Annotated in this window: 26 protein-coding genes; 14 read left to right on the top strand and 12 right to left on the bottom strand. The window is 57.1% G+C overall.

The genetic code is table 11. From position 1 onward, the window contains the following. Nucleotides 1-78 precede the first annotated feature (78 nt). Nucleotides 79-2,262, bottom strand: coding sequence for a DUF1217 domain-containing protein (locus AC27VJ_RS02370; protein ID WP_488682658.1), 2,184 nt, complete (start codon nt 2,260-2,262; stop codon nt 79-81). 284 nt (nt 2,263-2,546) lie between these two features. Here AC27VJ_RS02370 and flhA point away from each other — a divergent pair, with 284 nt between their 5' ends. From flhA to AC27VJ_RS02400, 6 genes are read left to right on the top strand one after another with little or no spacing between them, the layout of a single operon-like run. Further along, the gene (gene flhA, locus AC27VJ_RS02375; RefSeq protein WP_113089741.1) at nt 2,547-4,637 is read left to right on the top strand and encodes a flagellar biosynthesis protein FlhA; all 2,091 of its coding nucleotides are present in this window, start codon (nt 2,547-2,549) and stop codon (nt 4,635-4,637) included. Beyond that, nucleotides 4,634-5,386: a flagellar biosynthetic protein FliR gene (fliR, locus tag AC27VJ_RS02380; RefSeq protein WP_488682659.1), complete on the top strand. Its 753-nt coding sequence runs from the start codon at nt 4,634-4,636 to the stop codon at nt 5,384-5,386. Before flhA ends, fliR begins: the two co-directional genes overlap by 4 nt. 8 nt (nt 5,387-5,394) lie before the next feature. Then, nucleotides 5,395-5,802, top strand: coding sequence for a hypothetical protein (locus tag AC27VJ_RS02385; RefSeq protein WP_353576942.1), 408 nt, complete (start codon nt 5,395-5,397; stop codon nt 5,800-5,802). A 40-nt stretch (nt 5,803-5,842) separates the two neighbouring features. Continuing rightward, nucleotides 5,843-6,397, top strand: a complete 555-nt coding sequence (locus tag AC27VJ_RS02390) for a rod-binding protein (protein WP_488682660.1) — start codon at nt 5,843-5,845, stop codon at nt 6,395-6,397. 18 nt (nt 6,398-6,415) lie between these two features. Beyond that, the gene (locus AC27VJ_RS02395; protein ID WP_488682661.1) at nt 6,416-6,781 is read left to right on the top strand and encodes a hypothetical protein; all 366 of its coding nucleotides are present in this window, start codon (nt 6,416-6,418) and stop codon (nt 6,779-6,781) included. Next, nucleotides 6,778-7,311: a hypothetical protein gene (locus AC27VJ_RS02400; protein WP_353576944.1), complete on the top strand. Its 534-nt coding sequence runs from the start codon at nt 6,778-6,780 to the stop codon at nt 7,309-7,311. The genes AC27VJ_RS02395 and AC27VJ_RS02400 overlap by 4 nt, the downstream gene beginning before the upstream one ends. Nucleotides 7,312-7,605: 294 nt before the next feature. On the opposite strand, the gene fliP is transcribed toward AC27VJ_RS02400, so the two are convergent. From fliP to flgB, 10 genes are all read right to left on the bottom strand, one after another. Then, nucleotides 7,606-8,343, bottom strand: coding sequence for a flagellar type III secretion system pore protein FliP (gene fliP / locus AC27VJ_RS02405; protein WP_113089747.1), 738 nt, complete (start codon nt 8,341-8,343; stop codon nt 7,606-7,608). Then, nucleotides 8,340-8,873, bottom strand: coding sequence for a flagellar basal body-associated FliL family protein (locus AC27VJ_RS02410; RefSeq protein WP_488682662.1), 534 nt, complete (start codon nt 8,871-8,873; stop codon nt 8,340-8,342). The genes fliP and AC27VJ_RS02410 overlap by 4 nt, the downstream gene beginning before the upstream one ends. Nucleotides 8,874-8,957: 84 nt before the next feature. Next, entirely contained in the window at nt 8,958-9,683 is a 726-nt protein-coding gene (gene flgH / locus AC27VJ_RS02415) for a flagellar basal body L-ring protein FlgH (RefSeq protein WP_113089749.1), read from the bottom strand. Further along, nucleotides 9,680-10,210 (bottom strand): MotE family protein, encoded by a 531-nt coding sequence (locus AC27VJ_RS02420; protein WP_488682663.1) that lies wholly within the window; start codon nt 10,208-10,210, stop codon nt 9,680-9,682. Before AC27VJ_RS02420 ends, flgH begins: the two co-directional genes overlap by 4 nt. Then, nucleotides 10,207-11,298 carry a flagellar basal body P-ring protein FlgI gene (locus tag AC27VJ_RS02425; RefSeq protein WP_488683164.1) on the bottom strand — a complete coding sequence of 364 codons (1,092 nt, stop codon included), beginning with the start codon at nt 11,296-11,298 and terminating at the stop codon, nt 10,207-10,209. Before AC27VJ_RS02425 ends, AC27VJ_RS02420 begins: the two co-directional genes overlap by 4 nt. 29 nt (nt 11,299-11,327) lie before the next feature. After that, nucleotides 11,328-11,816 (bottom strand): flagellar basal body P-ring formation chaperone FlgA, encoded by a 489-nt coding sequence (gene flgA / locus AC27VJ_RS02430; protein WP_113089752.1) that lies wholly within the window; start codon nt 11,814-11,816, stop codon nt 11,328-11,330. A 16-nt stretch (nt 11,817-11,832) separates the two neighbouring features. After that, a complete protein-coding gene (flgG, locus tag AC27VJ_RS02435) occupies nt 11,833-12,621 on the bottom strand; it encodes a flagellar basal-body rod protein FlgG (protein WP_113089753.1) in 789 nt (262 codons plus the stop codon). Between the two features lie 18 nt (nt 12,622-12,639). Then, entirely contained in the window at nt 12,640-12,996 is a 357-nt protein-coding gene (gene fliE / locus AC27VJ_RS02440; RefSeq protein ID WP_113089754.1) for a flagellar hook-basal body complex protein FliE, read from the bottom strand. Next, nucleotides 12,996-13,412, bottom strand: a complete 417-nt coding sequence (flgC, locus tag AC27VJ_RS02445; protein WP_353576947.1) for a flagellar basal body rod protein FlgC — start codon at nt 13,410-13,412, stop codon at nt 12,996-12,998. Before flgC ends, fliE begins: the two co-directional genes overlap by 1 nt. 1 nt (nt 13,413) lies before the next feature. Then, complete coding sequence (flgB, locus tag AC27VJ_RS02450) at nt 13,414-13,803, bottom strand: flagellar basal body rod protein FlgB (protein ID WP_113089756.1); 390 nt, start codon at nt 13,801-13,803, stop codon at nt 13,414-13,416. A 230-nt stretch (nt 13,804-14,033) separates the two neighbouring features. On the opposite strand from flgB, the gene AC27VJ_RS02455 reads away from it, so the two are divergent. Together AC27VJ_RS02455 and folD are read left to right on the top strand one after the other, a co-directional pair. After that, a complete protein-coding gene (locus AC27VJ_RS02455; protein WP_488682664.1) occupies nt 14,034-15,827 on the top strand; it encodes a hypothetical protein in 1,794 nt (597 codons plus the stop codon). A gap of 85 nt (nt 15,828-15,912) precedes the next feature. Continuing rightward, the gene (gene folD / locus AC27VJ_RS02460) at nt 15,913-16,812 is read left to right on the top strand and encodes a bifunctional methylenetetrahydrofolate dehydrogenase/methenyltetrahydrofolate cyclohydrolase FolD (RefSeq protein WP_488682665.1); all 900 of its coding nucleotides are present in this window, start codon (nt 15,913-15,915) and stop codon (nt 16,810-16,812) included. 22 nt (nt 16,813-16,834) lie between these two features. Here folD and AC27VJ_RS02465 read toward each other — a convergent pair whose 3' ends face one another. Beyond that, nucleotides 16,835-17,857: a substrate-binding domain-containing protein gene (locus AC27VJ_RS02465; RefSeq protein ID WP_488682666.1), complete on the bottom strand. Its 1,023-nt coding sequence runs from the start codon at nt 17,855-17,857 to the stop codon at nt 16,835-16,837. Nucleotides 17,858-18,141: 284 nt separating this feature from the next. Between AC27VJ_RS02465 and AC27VJ_RS02470 the strand changes: the two genes are divergently transcribed. The 6 genes from AC27VJ_RS02470 (at nt 18,142) to AC27VJ_RS02495 (ending at nt 25,235) form a co-directional block, all read left to right on the top strand. Continuing rightward, nucleotides 18,142-19,503: an ABC transporter substrate-binding protein gene (locus tag AC27VJ_RS02470; protein WP_488682667.1), complete on the top strand. Its 1,362-nt coding sequence runs from the start codon at nt 18,142-18,144 to the stop codon at nt 19,501-19,503. Nucleotides 19,504-19,611: 108 nt separating this feature from the next. Continuing rightward, entirely contained in the window at nt 19,612-20,625 is a 1,014-nt protein-coding gene (locus tag AC27VJ_RS02475) for a carbohydrate ABC transporter permease (protein WP_488682668.1), read from the top strand. 1 nt (nt 20,626) lies between these two features. Further along, nucleotides 20,627-21,787, top strand: coding sequence for an ABC transporter permease subunit (locus AC27VJ_RS02480; RefSeq protein WP_488682669.1), 1,161 nt, complete (start codon nt 20,627-20,629; stop codon nt 21,785-21,787). A 6-nt stretch (nt 21,788-21,793) separates the two neighbouring features. Beyond that, a complete protein-coding gene (bglA, locus tag AC27VJ_RS02485; protein WP_488682670.1) occupies nt 21,794-23,470 on the top strand; it encodes a beta-galactosidase BglA in 1,677 nt (558 codons plus the stop codon). Nucleotides 23,471-23,490: 20 nt separating this feature from the next. Next, a complete protein-coding gene (locus AC27VJ_RS02490) occupies nt 23,491-24,579 on the top strand; it encodes an ABC transporter ATP-binding protein (RefSeq protein ID WP_488682671.1) in 1,089 nt (362 codons plus the stop codon). Nucleotides 24,580-24,878: 299 nt separating this feature from the next. Then, nucleotides 24,879-25,235 carry a hypothetical protein gene (locus tag AC27VJ_RS02495; protein ID WP_113089764.1) on the top strand — a complete coding sequence of 119 codons (357 nt, stop codon included), beginning with the start codon at nt 24,879-24,881 and terminating at the stop codon, nt 25,233-25,235. The last annotated feature ends 1 nt before the right edge of the window (nt 25,236 follow it).

Consider the following 25,236-nt stretch of genomic DNA (forward strand, 5'->3'; position numbering starts at 1 on the left):
CTGAAATAATTCCAAACAAAAGGCCCGCAAATCGCTTCGATTTCGGGCCTTTTTCTATTGGCAGTTTGTCCGAACGCCTTATCCAGCCTTCAACTGTGCGACCGCCAAAAGCGTGTCGGCGCTGATGGAGGTCGAACCGCCGCTCAGGATCGACAAGCTTGAGGAGCTTGTGCTGTTTTGCGTATCGTACAGTGCCGTAAAACGCTTGATGAGCTTGCTGACGTAATCGGTGTCCTGGAGCTGTGTGACGTCGATGTATTTCGTAACCATCTCCGCCTGTTTTTCCACATCCATATTGGCGATGGAATCAGGCATGCTGTAGGCGGTCTTGAAGAACTTGAATATGGCGTCATCGCTCAAGATGCCGTAGGCGCTCGAGATAGTCGGGGCGACACGTTCGAAATACAAGGCAAGGCGGACGCCTTCGCTGGTATCGCCCTGCTGCTCTTCCAGGGTTTGGCGTACATACTGGTTGGTGGTTTCCAAAATGGAACCACGCTGCTGGCCACCCTGGACGGCATCTGCGGTCAGACTACCCTTGGCATCGAAGTTGAAGGACGCGACGATCTCGGTAAACCTGTTGTCCTCAAGCGTATTTACATAGCTCTTGGGGTCCGTAAGGTCGGACTCGAACATTTTCTTGAGGTCGCTGGAAGTGACGCTTTTCGGATCGATGCCATTGGCTTCGAGAATGTAATTGGTGACGCGACTATCGGACAGCAAATCCTTCACCGAAGTGACGGTCTTCATCTGCTCCTGATAATATGCCGTTTCCTTGTCAGCCTTCTCAACGGCGTCTTTCTTTTCCTTGCCGCTCAAGCCTCTGACTTTATTCTTCTCATATTCAGATGCGTATTTGTCGGACACGCTTTCCGACTGGGCCAGGAGCGGCGCCTCCACCTTCCCGTCAGTGGTAAAGTTGAAGGCCTTATTGAGCTCTACGAAACGGTCATCCTTAAGCGAATTGACATAGCTTTTCTTGTCGTTCGTATCGCTCGAAAGAATGCGTTTCAGTTCCGACTGGCTGATCTCATCCGGATCGATACCGAAAGCTCTTAGCGCAACGTCCCAGATTTCGGTGACGCTGTCATTCTTCTTGTCCTTGTCTTTTTTATTGGAGACGAGGAAATCATCCAGGCTTTCGACCCCGGCGATCCGTGTCTGGTAGTTGGTGACGGCCTCATCGACGGATGTCGCCTGGTTTTTCTGAAAGGCCTTCTCATAGAGCTTGGCCATATCTGTCGTTTGAGTGGCTGTCTGGGGCGTGTTGCCGTCCGCCAGCGTGCCATCATTCTCGAAATTGAAATAGTCCAGCAGCGCCGTGTTGCCGTAAGTCGTCGCAAATGTCTCGTTGGACATCAGGCTGGCAACGCTGCTGGCCATGATGCCCGTGCTCAGGCCGAATGCGGTTTTGACGTAATCCAGCATTCTCTTGTCAGCCACGACTTCCGTGGCGGTCGTGGCCTTGGCAACGTTCTTTTCGAAATAGCGATCATTGGCATCGGCCAACAGGTCGGACGGAAAGGTGGATTTGTTGAAGATATAGTCGAGCTTCAGATCTTCGGTCTGATCGGCGCTCTGCACCGAGCCATCGACGGTGCCATCGGCCTTGAAATTGAACGCTTCCGTGAGCTGTTTCCAGGCAGGGTTTTTCGCCTTGTTGGCAACACTGTCCGGGTCATCGAGATCGCTCGTCAGAACCTGCTTGAGGTAGCTCTTGGACGTATAGGTGGAATCGAGGCCGACCGCATCGAGCATATAGGTGCGAAGGCGGTCATTGTTGATGAGACTGTCAACACTGGTGACTTTGCCGATCTGCGCTGCGAAATAGGTGGATTCGTCCTTCAGCGATTTTTCTTCGGCGGTAAAGGACGCCTTGTAGGCATCGGTAAGCGTGCTCGCCTGCACAGAGTTCTGTGCAGTTTTCGCGTCTCCGGCAAAGTTGAAGGCTTCGGCGAATTGCAGGTAGCGCTTGTCGGTCAGCGAATTGGCGAAACTCGAGCTATCCGTCAGGTCGCTTTCCAGCACCTTGCGCATGAAGGCTTTGCCATAGGTCATGCCCTCAAGGCCGTAAGCCTTCATCGCATAGGAATAGAGACGGTAATCGCCGAGAAACTCATCGACGGTCGTGACCTGTCCGATCTTTTCCTTGTAATACTCCGTATCTCGCGCAACCGAGGACTGACTCGCCACCTTTGACAGGGAAGAGTTGATGTCGCGGTTGACGCCAAGGAAGCTCGTATAGGTGGAAATCGTCGCCATAAGGTAGCCTTGCAGAGTTTGACCTTGGTCATGGCCAGCATGCACGCCATCATCGCGCGAATAACCTCGCTAACATATTACAAAAATAGTCTGAACCAAAGCCTAAATATTACGGGGCAACAGCTGGCCGCCGCAATAACGAAGGTCGTCAATTCTTCCACTCTCGCGCAAGCTTGATCCAATAAAGCTCGGGCGTCGATCTCCGTCTTGGTGGTCGGCAAGGCTTTTTCATGATGGGAAAGTCGGGACGCTTCTACAGTTTCTCATGAAGAGATGGAGTTAGAATGGCTACGCCTCCGAGCATCTTGCCCCTTCCCAAAGTCGCGGCGCGTGGTCGCGATATCGGGTTTGCAGTGGGCATCGTGTGCATTCTCTGCATTCTCTTCCTGCCCATTCCGGTTTTCCTGATCGACATGGGCCTGGCATTTTCGATTGCGTTTTCCGTCCTTATTCTGATGGTATCGCTTTGGATTCAGCGCCCGCTGGATTTCTCATCCTTCCCGACCATCCTCCTGATTTCAACGATGATTCGTCTGGCATTGAACATTGCCACGACACGCGTCATCCTTTCGCACGGTAACCAGGGTCACGATGCGGCCGGTGGCGTGATCGCGGGCTTCTCAAGCCTCGTGATGTCGGGCGATTTTGTCATCGGTTTGATCGTCTTCCTCATCCTGATCGTGGTGAACTTCATCGTCATCACCAAGGGCGCGACGCGCATCGCGGAAGTCGGCGCCCGCTTCACCCTTGATGCTATTCCCGGCAAACAGATGTCGATTGATGCCGACCTCTCGGCTGGTATCATCAATGAAAAAGAAGCCCAGCTGAGGCGTCGTGAGCTGGAAGAAGAAAGCGCTTTTTACGGTGCCATGGACGGTGCGTCCAAGTTCGTGCGCGGTGATGCCGTTGCCGGCTTGTTGATCACCGCCATCAATATTTGCGGCGGCATCATCATCGGCGTTTTCCGTCACGGTATGCCGATTGGCGAAGCCGCGGACGTTTTCGTGAAACTGTCCGTCGGCGACGGTATCGTTTCTCAGGTGCCAGCGCTGATCGTCTCGCTGGCTGCAGGTCTGATCATTACCCGTGGTGGCGCGCAGGGTTCCACCGATAAGGCGGTCATTAACCAGCTCAGCGGATATCCCAAAGCGCTGGGAGTTGCGGCGGGACTCATGTTCGTTCTTGCGCTCATTCCAGGCTTACCCTTTCTCCCGTTTGTGTTTTTGGGTGGAATGCTCGCTTCTGGCGCATGGTTCATTCCACGCCAGCTCGCACGGGATCAGGCTGCGGAGCGTGTTGCCGAAGAACAGCAGACCACCAAAGCCAACGATGCCGAAAAGGATACCGTCAAGAACTCGCTGCGCACGACGGAAATCGAACTTGCTCTTGGCAAGCAGGTTTCTCCAAGGCTCTTGGGCGCGCATCAGGAACTCGGCTTCCGCGTCGGAAAAATGCGCAAGAAGTTCGCATCGCAATACGGTTTCGTCGTACCCGAGATCAAGGTCACGGACGACATCGCCATTCCCGACAAATCCTACCAGATCCGAATTCACGGCACGACGGTTGCGGCCAGCACGCTTCGCGTCGGCGAAGTTCTCGTCATCACCGGCAAGGGCCGCAGACCTTCGGTTCCGGGCGACGATGTTCGCGAACCAGCCTTCGGCATGCCAGCCGTGTCGGTTCTGGAAAACTTCGTGGACGACCTTAGACGCGAAGGCTTCCACCCGATCGATAACATCTCGGCGCTGCTGACCCATGTCAGCGAAGTCATCCGCAACAATCTGCCGATGCTGCTGTCCTACAAGGACGTCAAGGTTCTCATCGAGCGTCTGGACCCGGAATACAAAAAGCTGGCGGATGAGATTTGCTCGTCGCACATGTCCTATTCCGGCCTTCAGGCCATCCTGAAGTTGTTGCTGGCAGAACGCGTGTCCATTCGTAACCTGCACCTCATTCTCGAAGCCGTGGCGGAACTTGCCCCGCATCTTCGCAGAACGGAACAGATCGTCGAACACGTCCGCATCCGCATGGCGCAGCAGATTTGCGGCGACCTTTCCGACAATGGTGTGCTGCGCGTCTTGAGACTGGGTACGAAATGGGATGTCGTCTTCCAGCAGGCCATCAAGCGCGATCCTAAGGGCGAAGTGATCGAATTCGATATCGATCCGCGTCAGGTGGAAGAGTTCAGCAACGAGGCGAGCAAAGTAATCCGTGAATACATGGATGTCGGACTACCTTTCGTGCTTGTGACTTTGCCCGAAACCCGCTCATATGTGCGGATGATTACGGAACGACTCTTCAGCACGTTGCCGGTGCTCTCTCACGTCGAATTGGCCAAGGGCACAGAAATAAAGATACTCGGCTCGATCTCATGATCCCAGACCCGCAGGGAACGATAATGGCGCTCTTTCTGGCATTTTGTCGGATTGGCGCCTGTTTGATGGTGATGCCAGGATTTTCCTCGGCACGCCTTCCCATGCAGATTCGGTTGCTGACCGCCTTGGCCCTCTCGATGGCCATTTTGCCGTTATTGTGGGACACGATCTATCCTCTGGCGCAAACCGATACGATCACCTTTCTGAAATACATCTTCTTCGAATCGCTTATCGGTGCCACATTCGGAATGATTGCTCATCTTTACGTGCTGGGCATGCAATTTGCGGCAACCGCCATCGGCATGGCCATTTCGTTTAACGGCCCGCCCGGTCAGGACGTGCTGGAAGACACATCGGAAAGCCAGCTATCCAGCATGCTGTCCTACGGCGTCCTGCTGCTGTTGTTCATTCTCGATTTCCACCATGTGATCTTTCGCGCCATCGTGGATTCCTACGCATCCATTCCGCTTGGTGGGGCGATGAGCGTGCAGCGCATGCTGATATCGCTGACCGACACTCTTGTCGCGTCGATGAACATCGGGCTTCGCGTGGCCAGTCCCTTCATCCTGTTCGGATTTTTGTTCAACGTTGCGGTCGGCCTTATCAACAAGCTCGCGCCGCAGATTCCAGTCTACTTCATCTCGACACCCTATGCGCTGGGCGGAGGTCTGCTGCTGCTTTATTTCGGTATTGCGGCGCTGGTAAACCAGTTTGCAAACGGGTTCTTCCGCGTTTTTGCGAATATGTAAGGTAGACGATGGACCCGAACAAATCCAAGAAGCTCAGCAGGCTGGTGAAGGTCCAGGGACACATCCAGCAGATGGCCGAGAATGAGCTGGCAATCACGACGCGGGAGCGCAATGAGCTCTCGGAAAAGATCGAGACACTTAGCGGCTACCTCAATTCGCTTGATCCGCTACACCAGCAGATGCTCAAGCACTATGCCGTCAGGCATGACAGGCTGAAGAGCCGTGATGTGCGTCTGGAAGCCATCGAGAAGGCGCAGGAGCAGCAGGTTCTCAAAGAGACGAAGAAGGGCGAACGTCTTGAAGAAAAGCGCGATGCCGCCCGCCAAGACGAACAGCGTGAACGTGAAGACAACAGCATCTACGAGCTGATCGATCTGCACATGGCTCTGAAAGACACCAGCCTCCAGCAAGGTTAAGCCGCTATCGTCATCCGATAAAACCGGAAAGGATGACGACGTGGCCATTTCTCCTCCAAGCGATCTTGTGCTTGATGTTGTGAATGCAGCTGACCCGACACAGGTTACGGCAGCACGAGAAAAACTGCGCTCGATCAGCGCATCCCACCAGGCGTCGGTGCTGACAGCCAGCAATGCGGGCTTCGAATCGGCGATTAACAGCATCGATACGACGGCCAGCAAGGCCGGGCTTGGACGTATCCAGCCGCCGAAAGGCGATGAAAAGATTCCCGAAACCTATCGCAAGTTCGAAGCCAGCGTTCTGTCGACCATGCTCCAGAACATGATGCCGAAGGAAAGCGAAGAAATTTACGGCAAGGGTTCTGCCGGCGACTTCTGGAAAAGCATGATGGCCGAGCAGATGGCGGATGCCGTTTCCAAGCGCGGTGGCATCGGCATTGCCGAGCAGGTCTATTCGCAGGCGCTGCAAAAGGCACGTAACGCCGAAGCCCCCACAAAAATGAATGAAGACGACAAGAACCTTGCCATGAGCATGGTGACGGACTTCCAGCGGCGCACCTTTTCTGTAGCCGATACGAAGAAAACTGAAAGTTAAGCGGAGCGCTGAGAGACAATGGAAATTGTAAACAACGACTACAGAACACAGGCCATTCTCGGTCGCCTCGAAACGGTTATCGACAACGAAAACCAGCGGATCGGCAAAGACCCCGATTTCGATTTCAAGCTTTCGAACGCCCATAAGAGCCGTTGCCTGTATGAGCTCAGCATGTTGCTCCGCGACGTGGATGGTGTGCAGATCGCTACAAACCACAAGCGCCAGATTCTGGACATCAAGGCTAAGCTCGCCATCAACACGCGTCGTGTCGAAGCCAACCTGCATGCCGTCAAGGCTGTGGTCGATCTTCTGAAGACCGCTGCAAAGCGTGCCGAAGATGACGGCACCTATTCGCTGGAACAGTTCGCAAGCGGGGCGCAATGATCAAGCTGCTGGCGACAGGCATCTGGATTCTCGTCGTCACGCTCGGCGGCGTCTATGCCGCCGTGACGTTGGGAAATCACGGTGCAAATCAAGCGGCGGATGCGCCTCCGCCTCCGCATTTCGTTCAAAGTGAAACCGTGACCCTGCCTGTGGTGGCAGATGGCAAGGTCACCGGATATTTCCTCGTGCGCGCCAGCCTGCAAGTGGATGAGGACGCACTGAAAGAAGTGCATGTCCCGGTTCCGGCCTTCCTGACGGATGAGCTTTATACGCTGCTCGTCGGCGACAAGCTGGTCAACGTCAAGGATGCAGACAAATTCGACGTCGCGGCCTTCAAGGCGAAGATCAAGGACGGCCTGAATACGCGCCTTGAGAAGCCGCTGGTGAAAGAGGTTCTGGTCGAGCAGATGGATTTCATTTCCAAGGAAGACATCGAAGCGAAAGACCCCAATCGCAAGCCTCAGAAGATCGTCGTCAATACCGATCCACCGCCACCAAAACCGGCGGCCGCTGCAAGCTCCGGTCACTGAAGCGAAGACATTTTGAGAATACCAAAACCGCCTGAACTGCATTTGTACCAGTTCAGGCGGTTTTCTTTTGCGTCTGCGTCAGCGTCTGGGGTGAGAGCAGCCCGGTAGCGTGGAGCCACTTACGCTCGGGTCGAGAGGCTGGGGTGGCCTCCTCTATGCGAGCCGTAAGGGGTGGTATCGCATCACAGTTCGGCGTTAGCTTCTTGATGGCAATACGATCAGCCAGCAGTGGAATCGCCCCATTGGGTTACCGTTCCACCGCATAAGCCAGGAGCATCGGTCAGGATAGTTGGATCAGGAGAACGATCTGACGAGCGAGCCGACAAGCAGATTCCAGCCATCGATCAGCACGAAGAACAGAATCTTGAACGGCAGTGAAATCGAGGTGGGCGGTAGCATCATCATGCCCATCGCCATGGTGATGGTCGCGACAACCATGTCGATGACCAGAAACGGCAGGATGATGAGGAAGCCGATTTCAAAACCGCGACGGATTTCGGACAGCATGAAGGCGGGGATGAGGACGCGATATTGCGGCACATTGCCGTTCATCGTTTCCTGGCCCCGTTCATTCGCCAGATCCACGAAAAGCGCGAGATCCTTTGGGCGGGTATTGTTCGTCATGAAGGCGCGGAACGGCTCTGCGGCACGCTCCACGGCTTGGGCCTCGGTGATCTGGTTCTGCAGCATCGGCTGAATACCGTCCTGCCAGGAGCGCTCGAAGGTGGGTGCCATGACGTAGAAGGTCATGAACATCGCCATACTTGTGAGGATCATGGTGGAGGGCGTGGTGCCCAGACCCATGCCGGAGCGCAGAATGGAGAAAGCGATGATGAAACGAGGAAAGCTCGTTACCATGATCAGAATGCCGGGCGCGATGGACAGAACCGTCAGCAGCCCGAAGGTGCGAATGATCCACGCAGCCGCAGAACCGTCCAGCGGCAGATTGAGCAAATCTGCTGGCGACTGTTGGGCAAATGCAAGCCCTGGGGTGAGGGCTAGAACAAGCAGAAGGGCGATTTTTCGAATCATTCGATCACAAAGGTTCTGAAGAGAACCTTGGATACGCGCCCTTTTGATCTGAGGTCAACGATTTCTCTTAGGTCATCCCTAAGATATTGAAAGCCGCGTGGGCCCTGAAGCTGCTGGAGAGAGACGGTTCTGAGATAGGCAAGCATTTCCTGATGCAAGTCCTGAGCGAGTGCCGTGTCGCCGGGACCGGAAAATTGCAGGGCCAGTTCAAGCCTTATCCAGTTGTCGGTGGGGTAACCGAGGTTGGTAACGATAGGATCGAGCGTGATCAGGCTGGGGCCTGCCCCCGCGGCGCCATGCTCACCTGCTGCCGGTGCGGCACCATGTCCGCCTTCGGCCGCTGCCGTTGTGGGCGCGTGTTCCGCCGGGCTTGGCGGTGTGGCGGCTGCCGGTGCGGACGGCATAAGCAAGGTCTTGCCAACGAAAAATCCACCGCCGAGCCCCAGTAGCGAAAGCACGGCGATAACGCCCGCAGTCACGACAATCGACGGCTTTTTGGGTGCAGCGGGTTCGGTGGTCGTGAGGCTCATATTCGTTTCTAACGTCTGTCCCGGAGAGCAGCCCGTGCGGAATGCGGCGGGCCGAATGCCTGTTTATGCTACGCTAATGCGCCGTCAGATTGGGGAGAACAGGTCGACGACCTGCTGGCCTACTGGCGGCTGCTGGATTTCGGTGATGCGACCGCGACCGCCGTAAGAAATACGGGCTTCAGCAATCTTCTCGTAAGAAATCGTGTTCTCGGAATTGACATCCTGCGGACGCACGATACCGGCCACGTTGAGAATACGCACCTCGTGGTTGACGCGCACTTCCTGCGAACCGCTGATCAGTAGATTGCCATTTTCCAGAATGCCGGTCACGACGGCGGCGACCAGCAGCGTCAATTTTTCGGCACGGCTGATCGAGCCTTTGCCGTTGGATTCGCTGGTATTGTCGAAGCTCATGCTCGAATCCGCCTGCGGCTTCCAGCCAAGAATTTCGGCATTCGCCTTCCAGCCGGTGTCGCGATTGTTCTTTCTGGTGCGGTCCGTCTCGTTGTCGAAGGTTGCCTTGTCATTGATCTGGATGTTGACCGTCAGGATGTCACCGATGTTGAGCGCACGGGCGTCCTTGAAGAGCGCGGCCTTGCTGTCGCTCCACAGCGAGTACCCGCTGGCCGAGCGCAATGGCTGCTTGGGGTAGGACGCCAGCTGTGGTGCCTGGCTGAACTGCAATCCACTGCCGATCGGGCTCATCGCCGGGGCGTTACCGATTTCTTTCAGCGTCTGGTTCTGTGTGATGCTGGAGCAACCAGTCAGAACACTTGCGGCAGACAGGACAAGGATGAGCGCTTTGTTCATGACGGATCTCTTGATGTGGTTTTATCGGCAGCACTGGACATGATCGATGCGACCATGGCAGCCTTCTTGGCGTCCATTTCGGCAAGGATCAGGCCTGACTGGCGGGGAGGCAGCTTCATGATGATGGCGGCGGCAAGACCTGCATCGACCTGCTCCAGCTGTGGGGCGGCAGCATCTGCCTTCATCGTCTTGTAGACGTTGACAAGGTTGCCTTCGGCCTGCTGCATGAAATCATTTCGGCGCTTCAGCCAGTCCTCATATTCGGCTTTTCGTGCTTCCATGACGGCGATGCGGTTATCGACATCCTGTTGCAGATTTTCGAGTTCCTGCTTCTGCATGAGGTAGCGCTGGTCGCGCGCCTGATCGATGATGTTGGTGCAATATTGCTGGATTTCCTGGCCACTCGTGTCGCCGGATGTCACGCGCAACTGCTCTTGCGCCCTTGCGGAAGGCAGGGCGGCAACCATGACGAACACGGCAATCAGCGCGCGGCGGGGCGTGAAGAGGTCGGTAAGCTTAGCCATCATTGCAACACCAGTTCTGCTTGCAGCGCGCCGGCTGACTTTATGCCCTGAAGAATGGAGATGATGCCATCAGGCTTGACGCCGATATTGTTCAACCCGGCGACCAGTGAGCGCAGGTTCGGTCCTTCGAGTATGGCGACGGGCCCGCCCTTGTCGATAACGGAAATGTCCGTCTGCGGCTGGACGGCGGTCTGGCCACGGCTGAACGGTGCAGGCTGGATGACCTGCGGCGTTTCCGTGACCTGAACGGTCAGCGTACCGTAGCTAACGGCAACCTGTGAAATGCGCACATCAGCGCCGATGACGATGGTACCGGTGCGTTCGTTGATGACGACCTTGGCAGGCGTGTCGGTTTCGACGGCAAGATTTTCGATACTGGCCATCAGACGGGTGAGGTCCGCGGTTCTCGGCTTCTGGATGAACACGACCTGACTGTCGCGTGCTTCCGCAATCGGCTCACCAAACGAGGTGCGCGCGTAGTTGTTTATGGCATCGGCAATGCGTGTGGATGTCGAGAAGTCGGGGTTGCGTAGTTGCAAGACCAGATTGACGGAGTCCTTGAACTGCGATGGCAATTCGCGCTCGATGATCGCGCCGCTTGGAACGCGTCCGGCGGTGGTTACGCCCTGCGTCAACTGTGCGGCCTGACCTTCGGCATTGAAACCGGAAACGATGACCGAACCCTGTGCCACTGCATAAATCTGCCCGTCGGCACCGGACATCGAGGTCATGATCAGCGTGCCGCCGCGCAGCGACGAGGCATCGCCCAAAGAGCTGACATTGACGTCAAGGCGGCTGCCGGGGCTCGCGAATGGCGGAAGGTTGGCGGTGACCATGACGGCGGCGACATTCTTCGAGCCGCTCTGGTTACCCTGCATAGAAATGCCGAGGTTCTGCAACATCGCCTTCATAGACTGTTCGGTGAAGGGCGACGAACGCATGCCGTCGCCGGACCCTTGAAGGCCGACGACGAGACCGTATCCGATCAACTGGTTTTCACGCCCGGCCTGCAAGGAGGCAATGTCTTTGACGCGCGCATTGGCTTGGGAATAGGCTGCCGGTGTCGTCACGAAAAGCGTGGCGACAATCATGGTGGCAGCAATCAGGCCCTGACGAAAACTCATTTCTCAAAAACCTCCACGGTTCCGTCTTCCTTGGCGGTTCCACTGATTGTCACGCCGGTGTCGCGGTTGCGAACACGCACCACTTCGCCCGCCATGCCATCTTCAATGGCCGTGCCGGAGGCTGAAAGGTTCATGCCACCCGTGCTGTAGGTGATCCTGATGGTCGTGCCGCGCTGAACCGCAAAGGGATCGCGCAGATCGCTCGGCGTAATGGTACGGCCAGCAACCAGCGTGCGCTTGGAAACCTTGCCCAGCACGATTTGCAGATTATCGACATAGCCGGGGGCAAGGTTGGGGTTGGTGACGAGAACTTCCGTCACGCGGTCGCGGGTGATGATGTCGCCGGCGAAAATAGTGCCAGTTGGAACAACGGCGTGTTTTTGCTGCGAAAGAGCGGCCTGGGGTGCGAACACCACCAGGCTGACCATGACCGCAAGCGCCATTTTGCAGAGACTGCCAGGCACGTTTTTCGGGCGAAACTTCATGTTACCCTACCTTCGTTTACTTCAGATTCTGACTGACGATCGTCGCCATTTCGTCGGCTGTGGTGATGACCTTCGAGTTCATTTCATAAGCACGCTGCGCCGAAATCAGGTCGGTGATTTCCTTCACGGAATCGACGTTGGAACTTTCTAGATAGTATTGTTTGATGTACCCGAAGCCGACGGACTGAGGCGTGGCATCAACCGCGTTGCCGGACGCTTCCGTCTGCTGGAAGAGGTTGTCGCCCAGTGGCTTCAGACCGGCTTCGTTGGCAAAGTTGCTCATCTGCAACTGACCGAGTTCGGTCAGGGTGTTGGCAGTGCCGATGCGCACCGAAACGATACCGTCCTGGCTGATTGTGGTTTCCGTGGCGTCGGTAGGAACCGTAATGGCTGGCAGAACCGGCAGGCCGTCCACGGTTACCAGACGGCCAGTGGAATCAAGGTTCAAGGCACCCGCACGCGTGTAGAGCGTGTTGTTGTCCGGGCCCTGCACCTGCAGCCAGCCCTTGCCGACGATGGCGACATCGAGAGTGTTGCCCGTCTGGCTGATTTCGCCCTGAATGTGCAGCTTGCGCACGGCGGAGGTCTGCACGCCGAGACCGATGTTGGCGCCTTCCGGAACCACGGACTGATTGGCGCGGTTCATCACGCCCTGTGCACGCTCTGTCTGGTACAGAAGGTCGGTAAACTCGGCGCGGCCGCGCTTGAACGCCGTCGTGTTGATGTTCGCGATGTTGTTCGCGATGACCTCAAGGTTCGTCTGCTGGGCATCCATGCCCGTCGCTGCAATGGCTAGTGCTCTCATTTTTTATGTCCTTAAGCGTCAGATCTGCATTTTCACGATATCGAGATAGGCCGAGACGATCTTGTCGCGCAGAGCCACGGCGGTCTTGAGTGTCTGGTCGGCCTGCATGACGGCATCGACCACTTCACGCGTGTTAGCCTTGCCCTGAATACCGGCAAAGGACATAGCTTCACCCTGCTTCAGCGACTGCACCGCATCCGATGCTACGCCGCCCAGAACACTGGCAAAGCTTGGGCCGGTGACTGAGGTCGCTACGTTTGCTGCGGTGGAAATGGCGTTTCCTGCCAGCGAGGAAATGCCCGATGTGATCTCGCTCACACCGTCCGTGGCAGATTTGCTGGTCAGCGATTTCAGGCTGCTAATGGCGTCGATCATCACTGACCCTTCAATAAGTCGATGGTTGAGGTGATCAGGTCGCGCGTCTGCTTGATGACCTGCAAATTGGCTTCATAGCTGCGGTTGGCTTCGCGAAGGTCAGCCATTTCAATCAGCATGTTCACGTTGGGCAGCTTGACCATGCCTTTTTCGTCGGCGGCCGGGCTGTCGGGATCGTATTCCTGCGTGAAATCGGAACGGTCGACACCCAGCTTCTTCACCTCAACGAGGTTCGTCTGGCTGGCGCGATCAAGTTCCGTTGCGAAAGTAATGGTCTTGCGCCGGTATGGATCGGCACCGGGCGTATCGCCCGTGGTTCGGGAGTTGGCTATGTTTTCCGAGACGATGCGCAGGCGTGTTGCCTGAGCTTCCATCCCGCTGCCTGCAATCTTCAATGAAGACGATAGAGAGTCCATGTTACTTGCCCACCGCGGTCAACATCATGTTGTGGAAGGAGCGGACGAGTTGCGTGTTCAGTTCGTACTGACGCTTGATCTCGCCCGTTTTGGCCATTTCGGTTGAAAGAGAAACGGTATTGCCGGATTCCTGCATGCCGATTTCGTTTGCAAGCGGAGCAGTTTCCAGCCCGATCTTGCCGGCACCCGTCATTGCCAGCTCCATATGGGCCGCATTGGTGCGGGCCATCTGCATGCCAACAGATTGCAGTTCGGACTCGAAAGGAACGACGTCCTTTGCGGTGAACTTTGGTGTGTTGGCATTCGCGATGTTGCTGGCGACGACTTCTTGACGCACAGAAAGCCATTCGGCCTGCCGGGATGCCAGCGAAAAAAGCTGAATCGGCTGCATGACAATTCTCCGTGTTTAACTTGAAGCTTGTTTAGGTTCACAATCTTGCGCGGGACTTGCGGGCGGGGGCTTTCGGTGGCCAGCGTGGCGTCGTATCGGCAAATGACAGTTTTAACCGTTGTTAACCTTTTGTTTGCCTTATCGCTTTAGGGTTTGTTCATATTCTCGACGGTCGAGATCCCCTGTAACCCTATGGGTTTGCGATGGTTTTTAAGAGCGACAGACGTGTTATGCCGAATCAGGGTGCGCTTCGCGAAAGGCTTGGCGCAGCCTCCTGGCGGCGATATCTGCTCTCTGCCGGTATCGTTCTTTCATTGACCGCATCCGGCATCTTCCTGCCGGGCGTGCTGCTGGAGCCCGGCCTGAAGGGCTTTGCATCCTACGCCAGCGTCAAGGTATCGAACCCGCGCATGGGCACAGCGGGCATACAGCGCACGACCTTGCAGCTGCGCGAGAGCCTCCTGTCTCCCGTCGCGCTCAGCCTCATCGTCTCCGATCTCGACCTTCAGCCCAAGGATTTGATCGGCGCGGCGGATCAGGGCCATTTTTCCGTTCTCCTGGATTTGCTGGCTGGCGGCGGTAAAGATGCCGAAACCGTGGTCGGTGCTACCGAAGATGCGTTGAAGAATGCCGTGTCCATATCATCTGCACCATCAAGCCCGGAAATCGGCATCGATGTGACAGCAGCAACGCCGGAAGCATCGCAACGAATTGCCGAGTATTTCGCTGGCCGTATCGTCAGGGACATAGGCTCGGAGCAGCGTAATCCCGAGCTTCAGGCCGTCGAGGCAGCACGCGTGGCGCTCGACAGCGCCGAGGCGGCACTGACCGGTTTCCAGATGCGCCATGGCAATGACGCCGTTTCCCGTATTCAGGGTTTGCAGCAGAGAATTCGCGAAGACGATGCGACCACGGCTGCACTGACCGCGAAGAACGGAGAGCTGGCGGACGCCATTTCCTCCGCCTCATCTATGAAGGTGGAGGATGTTCTCAATAGAAACCTGCCGGCGATAGACACCTTTGCGCCGCTTGAAACCATCCGCCAGACTTACACCGCCGCGAAGCTGGCGCTGGCGGAGGTCAGTGTCGACCATGGGCCGAAGCACCCCCGCACCATTGCCGCTCAGACGACGGTTGACGCCGCCCGCGCAACCGCCATGCCTGCCCTGCGCCGCGTGCTGGAAGCCTTGAAGCAGGAGCAGGCAACTATCACGGCTGCGCTGGAAACCCACGCAGGCACGCGTGCCAAACTGGACGAAGACTTGCGGGCTCTGGGCGATGCGCCCGCAGATCTGGACCGGCTGGAAAAGGCGCTTGAAAAGGCGCGTAGCGACTACATCATTTCCAGCGATGCGGCTGGCACCTTCTCCAGCGCCCCGCGTGTCAGCGCCGCTCTTGCGACGCCAGCGGAGCCGGGTGTCGCCAATTATGACAGCTTCACCGCCAATGCCATGGCCCTTGCCGGTGGCGCTGCCGGGCTGTTGCTGTCTCTCTTCGTCCTGAGCTTCAAGCGGAAGGAAGACGATGTAGAGCATGTCGAACTGTCCGAGGCTCCCGAAGCCGAGGTCGTCGTCGAGGCAGCTGCGGCGGAGACGGAGCTTGCCGACACCATCGAAATAGCACCTGCCATCTTCGATGATTTGATAAATGTCGAAGTCAAACCGCAACCGGTTGCCAGCGCGGCACTGGCCGAAGCCGAGGCTGCGGAGATCGCGTCTTTGATTGCCGAAGAATATGTCCAGGAAATCGAAACGCCCTACGATGAACCTGCCAACGACATTCCGCTCGATGAGCGCGTCCGTCAGGTTCTGATGCGCAACGCCGTTTCTCTTGAGCAGGTGGCGACAACAAGAAAGCCTACCTTCAAGCTCCCGCCACTCTTGGCGGCGGCGCTGGCCGGTCAGGCAGAGCATGCCCAGGCGGAAACCGAAGAGTTGCGTGCCCTGCGCCAGGAACTGGCGATGTTGAGGGCGCGTCTGTTCGAGCAGAACATCCAGGAAGAACGCGAACGCAAACGCGCCTGACCCGCCGATTTTTCTTGCAATCCACCGTGCCGCACAGCATTAGGGCGCTAGCTAGATAGCTATCTCGTTCCTAGGAGGCAGGCATATGGTAGTGGTCATTGACGGCAAGGCAAAGGCAGCATCTGTCATCGAGACCGTGCGCGAAGCGGCGGCAGGTCTGGAACAGCAGACGGGTGTCAAAACCGGACTTGCAGTGGTGATCGTGGGCGATGACCCGGCCAGCCACGCCTATGTTAATTCCAAGAGCAAAATGGCCAAGGAATGCGGTTTCAAGTCGGTTCAGCACACGCTGCCCGAAGACACCACGCAGGCCGATCTGGAAGCTCTGGTCGCGACGTTGAACGCCGACGCCTCCATCCACGGCATTTTGGTGCAGTTGCCATTGCCGAAGCATCTGGACTCCGTTCCTGTCATCCAGTCCATTCTGCCAGAAAAGGATGTGGACGGCCTGAGTTTCGTCAATGCCGGAAAGCTGGCCGCAGGCGATCTAGAAACCGGCATGATTTCCTGCACGCCCGCTGGCTCCATGTTGCTGGTTCGCGGCATTCACGGCGAAGACCTCTCCGGCCTTAATGCCGTCGTCATTGGTCGTTCCAACCTGTTCGGTAAGCCGATGGGTCAGCTGCTGCTGAACGCCAATGCCACCGTCACCATGGCGCATTCACGTACGAAAGACCTCGCTGCCGTCTGCCGCAATGCCGATATCCTCGTTGCTGCCGTTGGTCGTCCGCAGATGGTCAAGGGCGATTGGGTGAAGCCCGGCGCAACCGTCATCGATGTCGGCATCAACCGCGTGCCCGCACCGGAAAAGGGCGAGGGCAAGTCCCGTTTGGTCGGTGATGTCGCCTTTGATGAGGCCAGCGCCGTTGCCGCCGCCATCACGCCTGTTCCCGGCGGTGTCGGCCCCATGACGATTGCCATGCTGATGGCTAACACCGTCATTGCCGCGCATCACGCTTCCGGCAAACCCGCTCCGAAGTTTTGACCGGTGTTTCGCGGCGACGCGCTCAGCCTTGCGCTGGGCCCGTCGATCCGCGCACCACAAGCTCGGCTTTCCACAATTCCTGAAGACAGTCCGGTTGGCCGCTCTTTATCTGATTGATCAGCCGTTCAGCAATGCGCGACCCGGCTGCGCGTAGGGACGACCGCGTCGTTGTCAGCGGTACGGAAAAGTTGACGGGCTTCAGCAGCGGCAACACGTCGTCATGGGCAATGAGCGATATGTCCCGCCCCGGCTTCAGGCCTCTGTGATTGAGCGACCGGACGGCACCCAGCGCGAGTGCCGTCGATGCACAGATGACCGCCGTCGGGCGATCAGGGCGTGACAGCAACTGCTCCATTGTAAGAAACCCAGCCTCGTCATTCATAATGCCATGGCTGACATTCTCAGGACTGAGCGCATATCCTCGCTCGGCAAGAGCGGCCTCCACGCCGCGATGGCGGCGAAAGGTGAAATCGTAACCTTCAGGGCCATTCAAAAGCGCGATGTTGCGATGACCGAGCTGCAACAGAAGCGATGTCGCATCACGAAATGCGGTCTCATTGTCCACATCGAGAAAAGGGTAATCCGTTTCCACACCCCATGAGCGTCCGTGCACCATGAAGGGGATGGACAGGCCCTTCATCATTTCGATACGGGGATCGCTCTTTTTCATATAGGCGAGATAGATGCCGTCCACGCCGCCGCTGGCTGCAAGCTCTCTCAGCGCATTCTGTTCATTGGCAGGATCGGTCGGCATGATGACGAGATGGAAGCCGTTGCGGGCGGATGCCTCGCCAAGGCCGCTCAGAAACTCGCCGAAATGCACGTCTGACTGATGTTCCGGCCCGGTCGGCATGACAAGGCCGATGGAGCCCATCTTGCCGGTTGCCAGACGCTGCGCTGCGGCATTCGGCCTGTAGCCGGTTTTTTGCGCGGCCTCGATGATCCTGCGCCGTGTTTCGGCGTTGACTTCGGGATAGCCATTGAGCGCGCGGCTGATGGTGGTCTGGGAGATTCCGAGCAACTGCGACAATTGTTTCAGGTTCATAGTCCGCAGCCCTCCTTTTCAATATCCACCTGTGGAACCTTTATTCCGCAGGTGAGTTCCCAAACCGCTTTGGAGATTAGCAAGTCTTGGGGATGGCCACAATTGGAAAGTGATATTTCTTCGCGCACAATCTTTATATTGCACTGCGATATCAAGGGTAAAACGTCATAGTTGCGCATAGCTCTTGACTTCTGTTCACTCTCGGTGAGATGAATAGCTAGCCAAAGCGCTTTGAAGATTTTTTGAGGGTGGATAGCCTGACAATGTGATGGGAGGAAAATCACATGAAAAAGACTTTCTGGACGACCGTGGCCATCGCCACATTTCTGTCGGGAGCGGCCTTTGCGGCGGACCTGAAGTTCAAGCCCGGCGAAGACGCGAAATTCAACTGGAAAAGCTACGAAGACTACAAGGCTGCCAATGCCAGCCTGAAGGGCGAAACCCTGACGATCTTCGGCCCATGGCGCGGCGAAGACGAGGCCCTGTTCCAGTCGGTTCTGGCCTATTTTGCCGATGCGACCGGCGTCAACGTCCGCTATTCTTCTTCCGAAAACTACGAGCAGCAGATCGTCATCGATACGCAGGCCGGTTCTCCTCCCAACGTCGCCATTCTCCCGCAGCCCGGCCTTCTGGCCGACCTTGCTGCCAAGGGTCTGCTGACGCCGCTGGGCGATGAGACGGCAAACTGGGTCAAGGAAAACTACGGCGCGGGCCAGTCCTGGGTCGATCTCGGTATCTATCCCGGCAAGGATGGCAAGAAGGCCTATTTCGCATTTCCATTCAAAGCCGACGTGAAGTCGCTGGTGTGGTACGTGCCTGAAAACTTCGAGGAAGCGGGCTACAAGGTTCCAGAAAGCGTGGAAGACCTCGTCAAGCTGAGCGATCAGATTGTGAAGGACGGCGGTACGCCATGGTGCATCGGCCTTGGTTCCGGTGGCGCAACCGGCTGGCCGGGTACGGACTGGGTCGAAGACTTTATGCTGCGCACGCAGCCGCTGGATGTCTACCTGAAGTGGACGACCAACGAAGTGAAGTTCAACGATCCGCGCGTGGTCGCCGCCATCGAGGAATTCGGCAAATTTGCCAAGAACGACAAATATGTCTCGGGTGGCGCAGCAGCCGTTGCCTCCACCGACTTCCGCGACAGCCCGAAGGGCCTCTTCGACATTCCGCCGAAGTGCTACCTGCACCGTCAGGCCTCGTTCATTCCATCCTTCTTCCCAGAGGGAACAAAGGTCGGAACGGATGTCGACTTCTTCTACATGCCGACATTCGCCTCCAAGCCTGAACTCGGCAAGCCGGTGCTGGGTGCCGGCACGCTCTTTACCATCACCAAGGATTCCAAGGCCGCACGCGCCTTCGTGGAGTTCCTGAAGACACCGATTGCGCATGAAGTGTGGATGGCGCAGTCCGGCTTCCTGACACCCTACAAGAACGTCAACCTCGCTGCCTATGCCAGCGAGCAGACCAAGCGTCAGGGTGAAATTCTCACCTCCGCCACCAGCTTCGGCTTCGACGGTTCGGACCTGATGCCCGGCAAGATCGGTGCTGGCGCCTTCTGGACGGGTATGGTCGATTTCGTCGGCGGTAAATCTGCGCAGCAGGTTGGTGACGATATCCAGAAGGCCTGGGATGGCCTGAAATAAGCAGACACTCCGCCCGGCAGTGCAAAGCCATTGCCGGGTCGTTCTTTGCAGGTGCCTGTGGCGGCCAAAGTGCTGCTTCAGGCATGAGAGGAATAACGGGGAGGGAACATGATTACCCAGATCGTTTCAGCGCTCGGCGTGATGATCGTCGGCGTCTTCGCCTGCGCCGCCTATTACTGGCTTTCGGACAAGGCGCTGCAATTCATCTTCCCGTTGAAGGACGGCGACGTCATTCACGCCTCCCGCAACCTGAACCGGCGGGCAGCCGTTCGGCCATGGCTCTTCGTGGGTCCGGCCTTGCTGTTACTCACCGTTTACCTCGTTTACCCCGTGGTCGCGACCTTCATCCTGTCTTTCCATGATAGAACTGGCGATAATTTTGTCGGCCTCGCGAATTACCGCTGGGCGTTTTACGATGCCGGTTTCCGGCAGTCGATTTTCAACAACATCCTGTGGCTCGCCGTCGTGCCCGCCGCCTGCACCTTCTTCGGCCTCGTCATCGCCGTCATGACCGACCGCATCTGGTGGGGGAATATCGCCAAATCCATCGTATTTATGCCGATGGCCATTTCCTTCGTCGGCGCGTCGGTCATCTGGAAGTTCATCTATGAATACCGCGGCGAGGGGCAGGTGCAGATCGGCCTGTTGAACGCCATCGTCGAGTTCTTCGGCGGTAACCCGGAGGTGTGGATTTCCATGCCCTTCTGGAACAATTTCTTCCTGATGGTCATCCTCATCTGGATTCAGACCGGTTTTGCCATGGTCATCCTGTCCGCCGCTCTGCGCGGCATACCGGAAGAGACGGTCGAGGCCGCCGTTATCGATGGCGCCAATGGCTGGCAGATTTTCTGGAAAATTCTCGTGCCGCAGATATGGGGTACCATCGCCGTCGTCTGGACGACCATCACCATTCTGGTTCTCAAGGTCTTCGATATCGTTCTGACCATGACCAACGGCCAATGGAACACCATGGTTCTCGCCAACCTCATGTTCGACTGGATGTTCCGTGGCGGCGGCGATAGCGGACGCAGCGCCGTCATCGCGCTCGTCATCATGGCGGCGGTGACGCCGATCATGATCTGGAACATCCGTCAGGCAAACAGCGAAATGGAGGGCCGCTGAGATGAATATCGTAACGCGTCTTCGCCGCATCGGCCTGCCACGCCTCATCGTCCATATCAGCGTTCTCTTCGTCGTCCTGCTCTGGCTTTTGCCGACGCTCGGTATTCTCGTCAGCTCGCTGCGAGATAAAGACCAGCTCGTCGTTTCCGGCTGGTGGACCGCATTCTCCAGCTCCAGCCAGACACAGGCCCTTCGCTTGGCCGACCCGGCCACGCAGAAGCAGGAAGGCGACCGTTTCGTCATTTCGGGCAACGTCTTTGAGAACGGTCCCGGTGGCAAGATTTCTGCCTTCGGCGTTCGCGTACAGGACCCTGAAGCCTTTCCGGCAGGTGAGACCGCTGATCTGGGTGACGGCGAAAGCCTCGTCATCAACGAGGACGGCACCTATCAATATAGCAAGAATGCGAGCTTCGAAGGCTCTCGCGCCAAGCGCGTCTATCTTGCCGTGGCGACACCACCGATCTTCACGCTCGACAACTATCGCACGGTGCTGACATCGGAAGGCATCGGCCAGTCCTTCGTCAACTCGCTGACGGTTGCCATTCCCGCCACCGTCATCCCCATCCTCATCGCGGCCTTTGCGGCTTACGCGCTTTCCTGGATGAAGTTTAGCGGCCGCTCACTGATGATCGCCATGGTCGTCGGCCTCATCGTCGTTCCCTTGCAGATGTCGCTTATCCCGCTGTTGCAGCTCTATAACTGGATCGGCAATGTCTTCGGCGTGCCATCCAAGACCTATGCAGGCATCTGGCTGGCGCATACGGCCTTCGGCCTACCGCTCGCCATCTACCTGCTGCGCAACTACATTGCCGGTCTGCCGAAGGAAATTATCGAAAGCGCGCGTGTCGATGGCGCCAGCGACTTCGAAATCTTCGTCAAGATCGTCCTGCCGCTGTCGTTCCCTGCACTCGCCTCCTTTTCGATCTTCCAGTTCCTGTGGACATGGAACGACCTTCTGGTCGCCATGGTGTTCCTCGGCACGCAGAAAGACGAGTTGGTGCTGACGGGTGCCTTGAATGCGCTGCTCGGTTCGCGCGGCGGCAATTGGGAAATCCTCACCGCATCGGCCTTCGTCACCATCGTCGTGCCGCTCTGCGTTTTCTTCGCTCTCCAACGTTACCTTGTGCGCGGCCTGCTGACAGGCTCGGTCAAGGGAGGCTGATAACTAATGAATGCCCATACCACACAGGATACTGCAATGACGTCTTCTGCTCTCGTGCGCGATAAGGATTGGTGGCGCGGTGCCGTGATCTACCAGATCTACCCGCGCTCCTATCAGGATTCCAACGGCGATGGCATCGGCGACCTCAAGGGTATCACCTCGCGTTTGGAGCATATTGCCAAGCTCGGCACGGACGCGATCTGGATTTCGCCCTTCTTCACCTCGCCGATGAAGGATTTTGGTTACGACGTTTCCAACTACGTCGATGTCGATCCGATGTTCGGCACGCTGGCGGATTTCGATGGGCTGATTGCCGAAGCGCATCGTCTCGGCGTCCGCGTCATGATCGACCTCGTCCTGTCGCACACGTCCGATCAGCACCCATGGTTCGTGCAGAGCCGTTCCAGCCGCCAGAACCCCAAGGCGGACTGGTATGTGTGGAGCGATGGCAAGCCGGATGGCACGCCGCCCAACAACTGGCTATCGATATTCGGCGGTTCCGGCTGGCAGTGGGACCCGACGCGCATGCAATATTACATGCACAACTTCCTCACCTCGCAGCCGGACCTCAACCTGCACAATGACGAGGTGCAGCAAGAGCTGCTGAACATTACCCGTTTCTGGCTGGAACGCGGCGTCGATGGCTTCCGTCTGGATACGATCAACTTCTATTTCCACGACAAGGAACTGCGCAACAACCCGGCGCTCGCACCGGAGCGTCGCAATGCGTCGACCGCGCCTGCCGTGAACCCCTACAATTTTCAGGAACACATCTACGACAAGAACCGCCCTGAGAATATCGCCTTCCTGAAGCGCTTCCGCGCCGTGCTGGACGAGTTCCCTGACATTGCTGCCGTCGGTGAAGTTGGCGACAGCCAGCGTGGTCTCGAAATCGTTGGCGAATACACCTCCGGCGATGACAAGATGCAGATGTGCTACGCCTTTGAGTTCCTGGCGCCCGATGCGCTGACCCCGCAGCGCGTGGCGGATGTGCAGGCGGATTTCGCCCGTGCCGCACCTGAAGGGTGGGCCTGCTGGGCCTTCTCCAACCACGATGTCGTGCGCCATGTCAGCCGTTGGGGCGATGTGGTGGAAGACAAGGACGCTTTCGCCAAGGTTCTCTCCGCTCTGCTGATGACGCAGCGCGGCTCGGTCTGCATCTATGAGGGCGAAGAGCTTGGCCTGACGGAAGCCGATATCGCTTTTGAAGACTTGCAGGACCCCTACGGCATCCAGTTCTGGCCGGAATTCAAGGGTCGTGACGGTTGCCGCACGCCGATGGTCTGGGACGCAGGCCATGCGCTGGCAGGCTTCTCGACAGCCGAAAAGGGTTGGCTTCCCATTCCGCCCGAACACAAGCAGCGCGCCGTCAGCGCCCAGCAGGGCGACGAGGCATCGGTGCTGGAGCATTACCGCCGCTTCCTGACATTCCGCAAACTGCATCCGGCCTTTGCCAAGGGCAAGATCGAGTTCCAGCCGGTGGTCGGCACGGTGTCGAGCTATACTCGCACCCTCGGTAACGAGACGGTGCTGTGCCTCTTCAACCTCTCGGCAGAACCCTCGGTGGTGGCGTTGCCGCAGGGTGACTGGGAGGTTCTGGACGGTCACGGCTTTGCCGCAGAGCAGAGCGGCAATGAAGTTACATTACCGGCATGTGGCGCTTTTTTCGCCCGCCACGCCTGAAGATTGAGGGAGGACATCGCATGACTGGCGTTATTCTGAAGGATATCCGCAAATCCTACGGGCAGGTCAAAGTCCTGCACGGCATCGATCTCGACATCAAACAGGGCGAGTTCATCGTCTTCGTCGGACCCTCCGGCTGCGGCAAGTCCACACTGCTGCGCATGATTGCGGGTCTGGAGGAAATCACCGGCGGCGAGATGTATATCGATGGCCAACTGGTCAACGAAATCCCGCCCTCTCGGCGCGGTATCGCCATGGTGTTCCAGTCATATGCGCTCTATCCGCATATGACGGTCTACGACAACATGGCCTTCGGCATGAAGATCGCCAAGGAGAACCGCAAAGAGATCGACCGTCGCGTGCGCGCCGCCGCGGATATCCTGCAACTGACGCAGTATCTGGAACGCCTGCCAAAGGCACTGTCCGGCGGTCAGCGTCAGCGCGTCGCCATCGGTCGCGCCATCTGCCGCAACCCCAAGGTCTTTCTGTTCGATGAGCCTTTGTCGAACCTTGATGCCGCCCTTCGCGTCGCCACCCGCATCGAGATCGCCAAGCTCGGTGAGCAGATGGCCGACACAACGATGATCTATGTCACGCATGATCAGGTTGAAGCCATGACGCTGGCCGACCGGATCGTTGTGCTGAATGGCGGTCGTGTCGAGCAGATGGGTGCGCCGCTGGAGCTTTATGAGAACCCGGCAAACCTCTTCGTGGCCAAATTCATCGGCTCACCTGCCATGAACATCATCGCAGGCAAGATCAAGGCGACGGGTGCGCACACGGCGCTGGAGCTTGCCGATGGCAAGCCGCTCAACGTGCCAATTGCCACCGCAGCGGGAGAAGAGGGCAAGGCTGCGTCCTTCGGCGTGCGCCCGGAAGACCTTTCGATTTCAACGGGCGACGACTACCTCTTCGAGGGCAAGGTTTCCATCGTGGAAGCACTCGGAGAAGTCACCTTGCTCTATCTGGAAGCCCCTGCCGGACAGGAGCCGATTATCGTCAAAATTCCTGGCATCGCGGAGGCCAAAAAAGGTCAGGTTTTACGCTTCTCCGCACCGTCCCAAAAGTTGCATTTATTCGACGCTCAAGGCCATACTTATCGTCGCTAAAGGGCGATTCGGAACGGCTTTTTAACCAGAAAATAAAGCCGTTCCTTCGTGTCTTAAATATTTCATGTGCTTAAAAAAGATTTCCAATCAATAATTTACCCTCTACGGCGGCTTTCCGTCGGGACCAACTCTTAACTGTCCACAGCCATATTTCGCATGTGTTTCATATCGAAACGGCGTGAGAAATTATTAATGAGTTCTGGCTAGGCTTTTCTGGAAATTTTAGAAAAAGGAATTTAGCAGTGAACGCGCGGGCAAATGTCGGCAAACCCTCTTATCTCAGCAAGGAAGAATCTTTCATGTACGACCGTGAAGGTCGTTTCAAAATGGAAGATACGATGAATGCCGCGCGCATCGAATATACCGAAAAAGCGGTGATGAATATGGCGTCGCGCCGTTGTGACGTCATCAAGATTTCGCAATCGGAAGCGGTGCTTGCTCTGATGACGCAGTACAACCTGCCGAGGCAGTTCTATCTCGATATTCCCGATGCCCGCATCACCAAGATTGGCTGCGTGCTGATGAAGGTCAATGCCAACAACACCATTCAGGTCCGCTTCCTGCATATTCTCAGCAAGAAGGACATGGACAGGATTTTCGTGTTCAGCACCCACCCGTCTCACCGCGACCGCACGCTCGATATTCGCGCCTGGTAAT

It is taken from the genome of Agrobacterium sp. 20P9.1.2 (assembly GCF_057799395.1).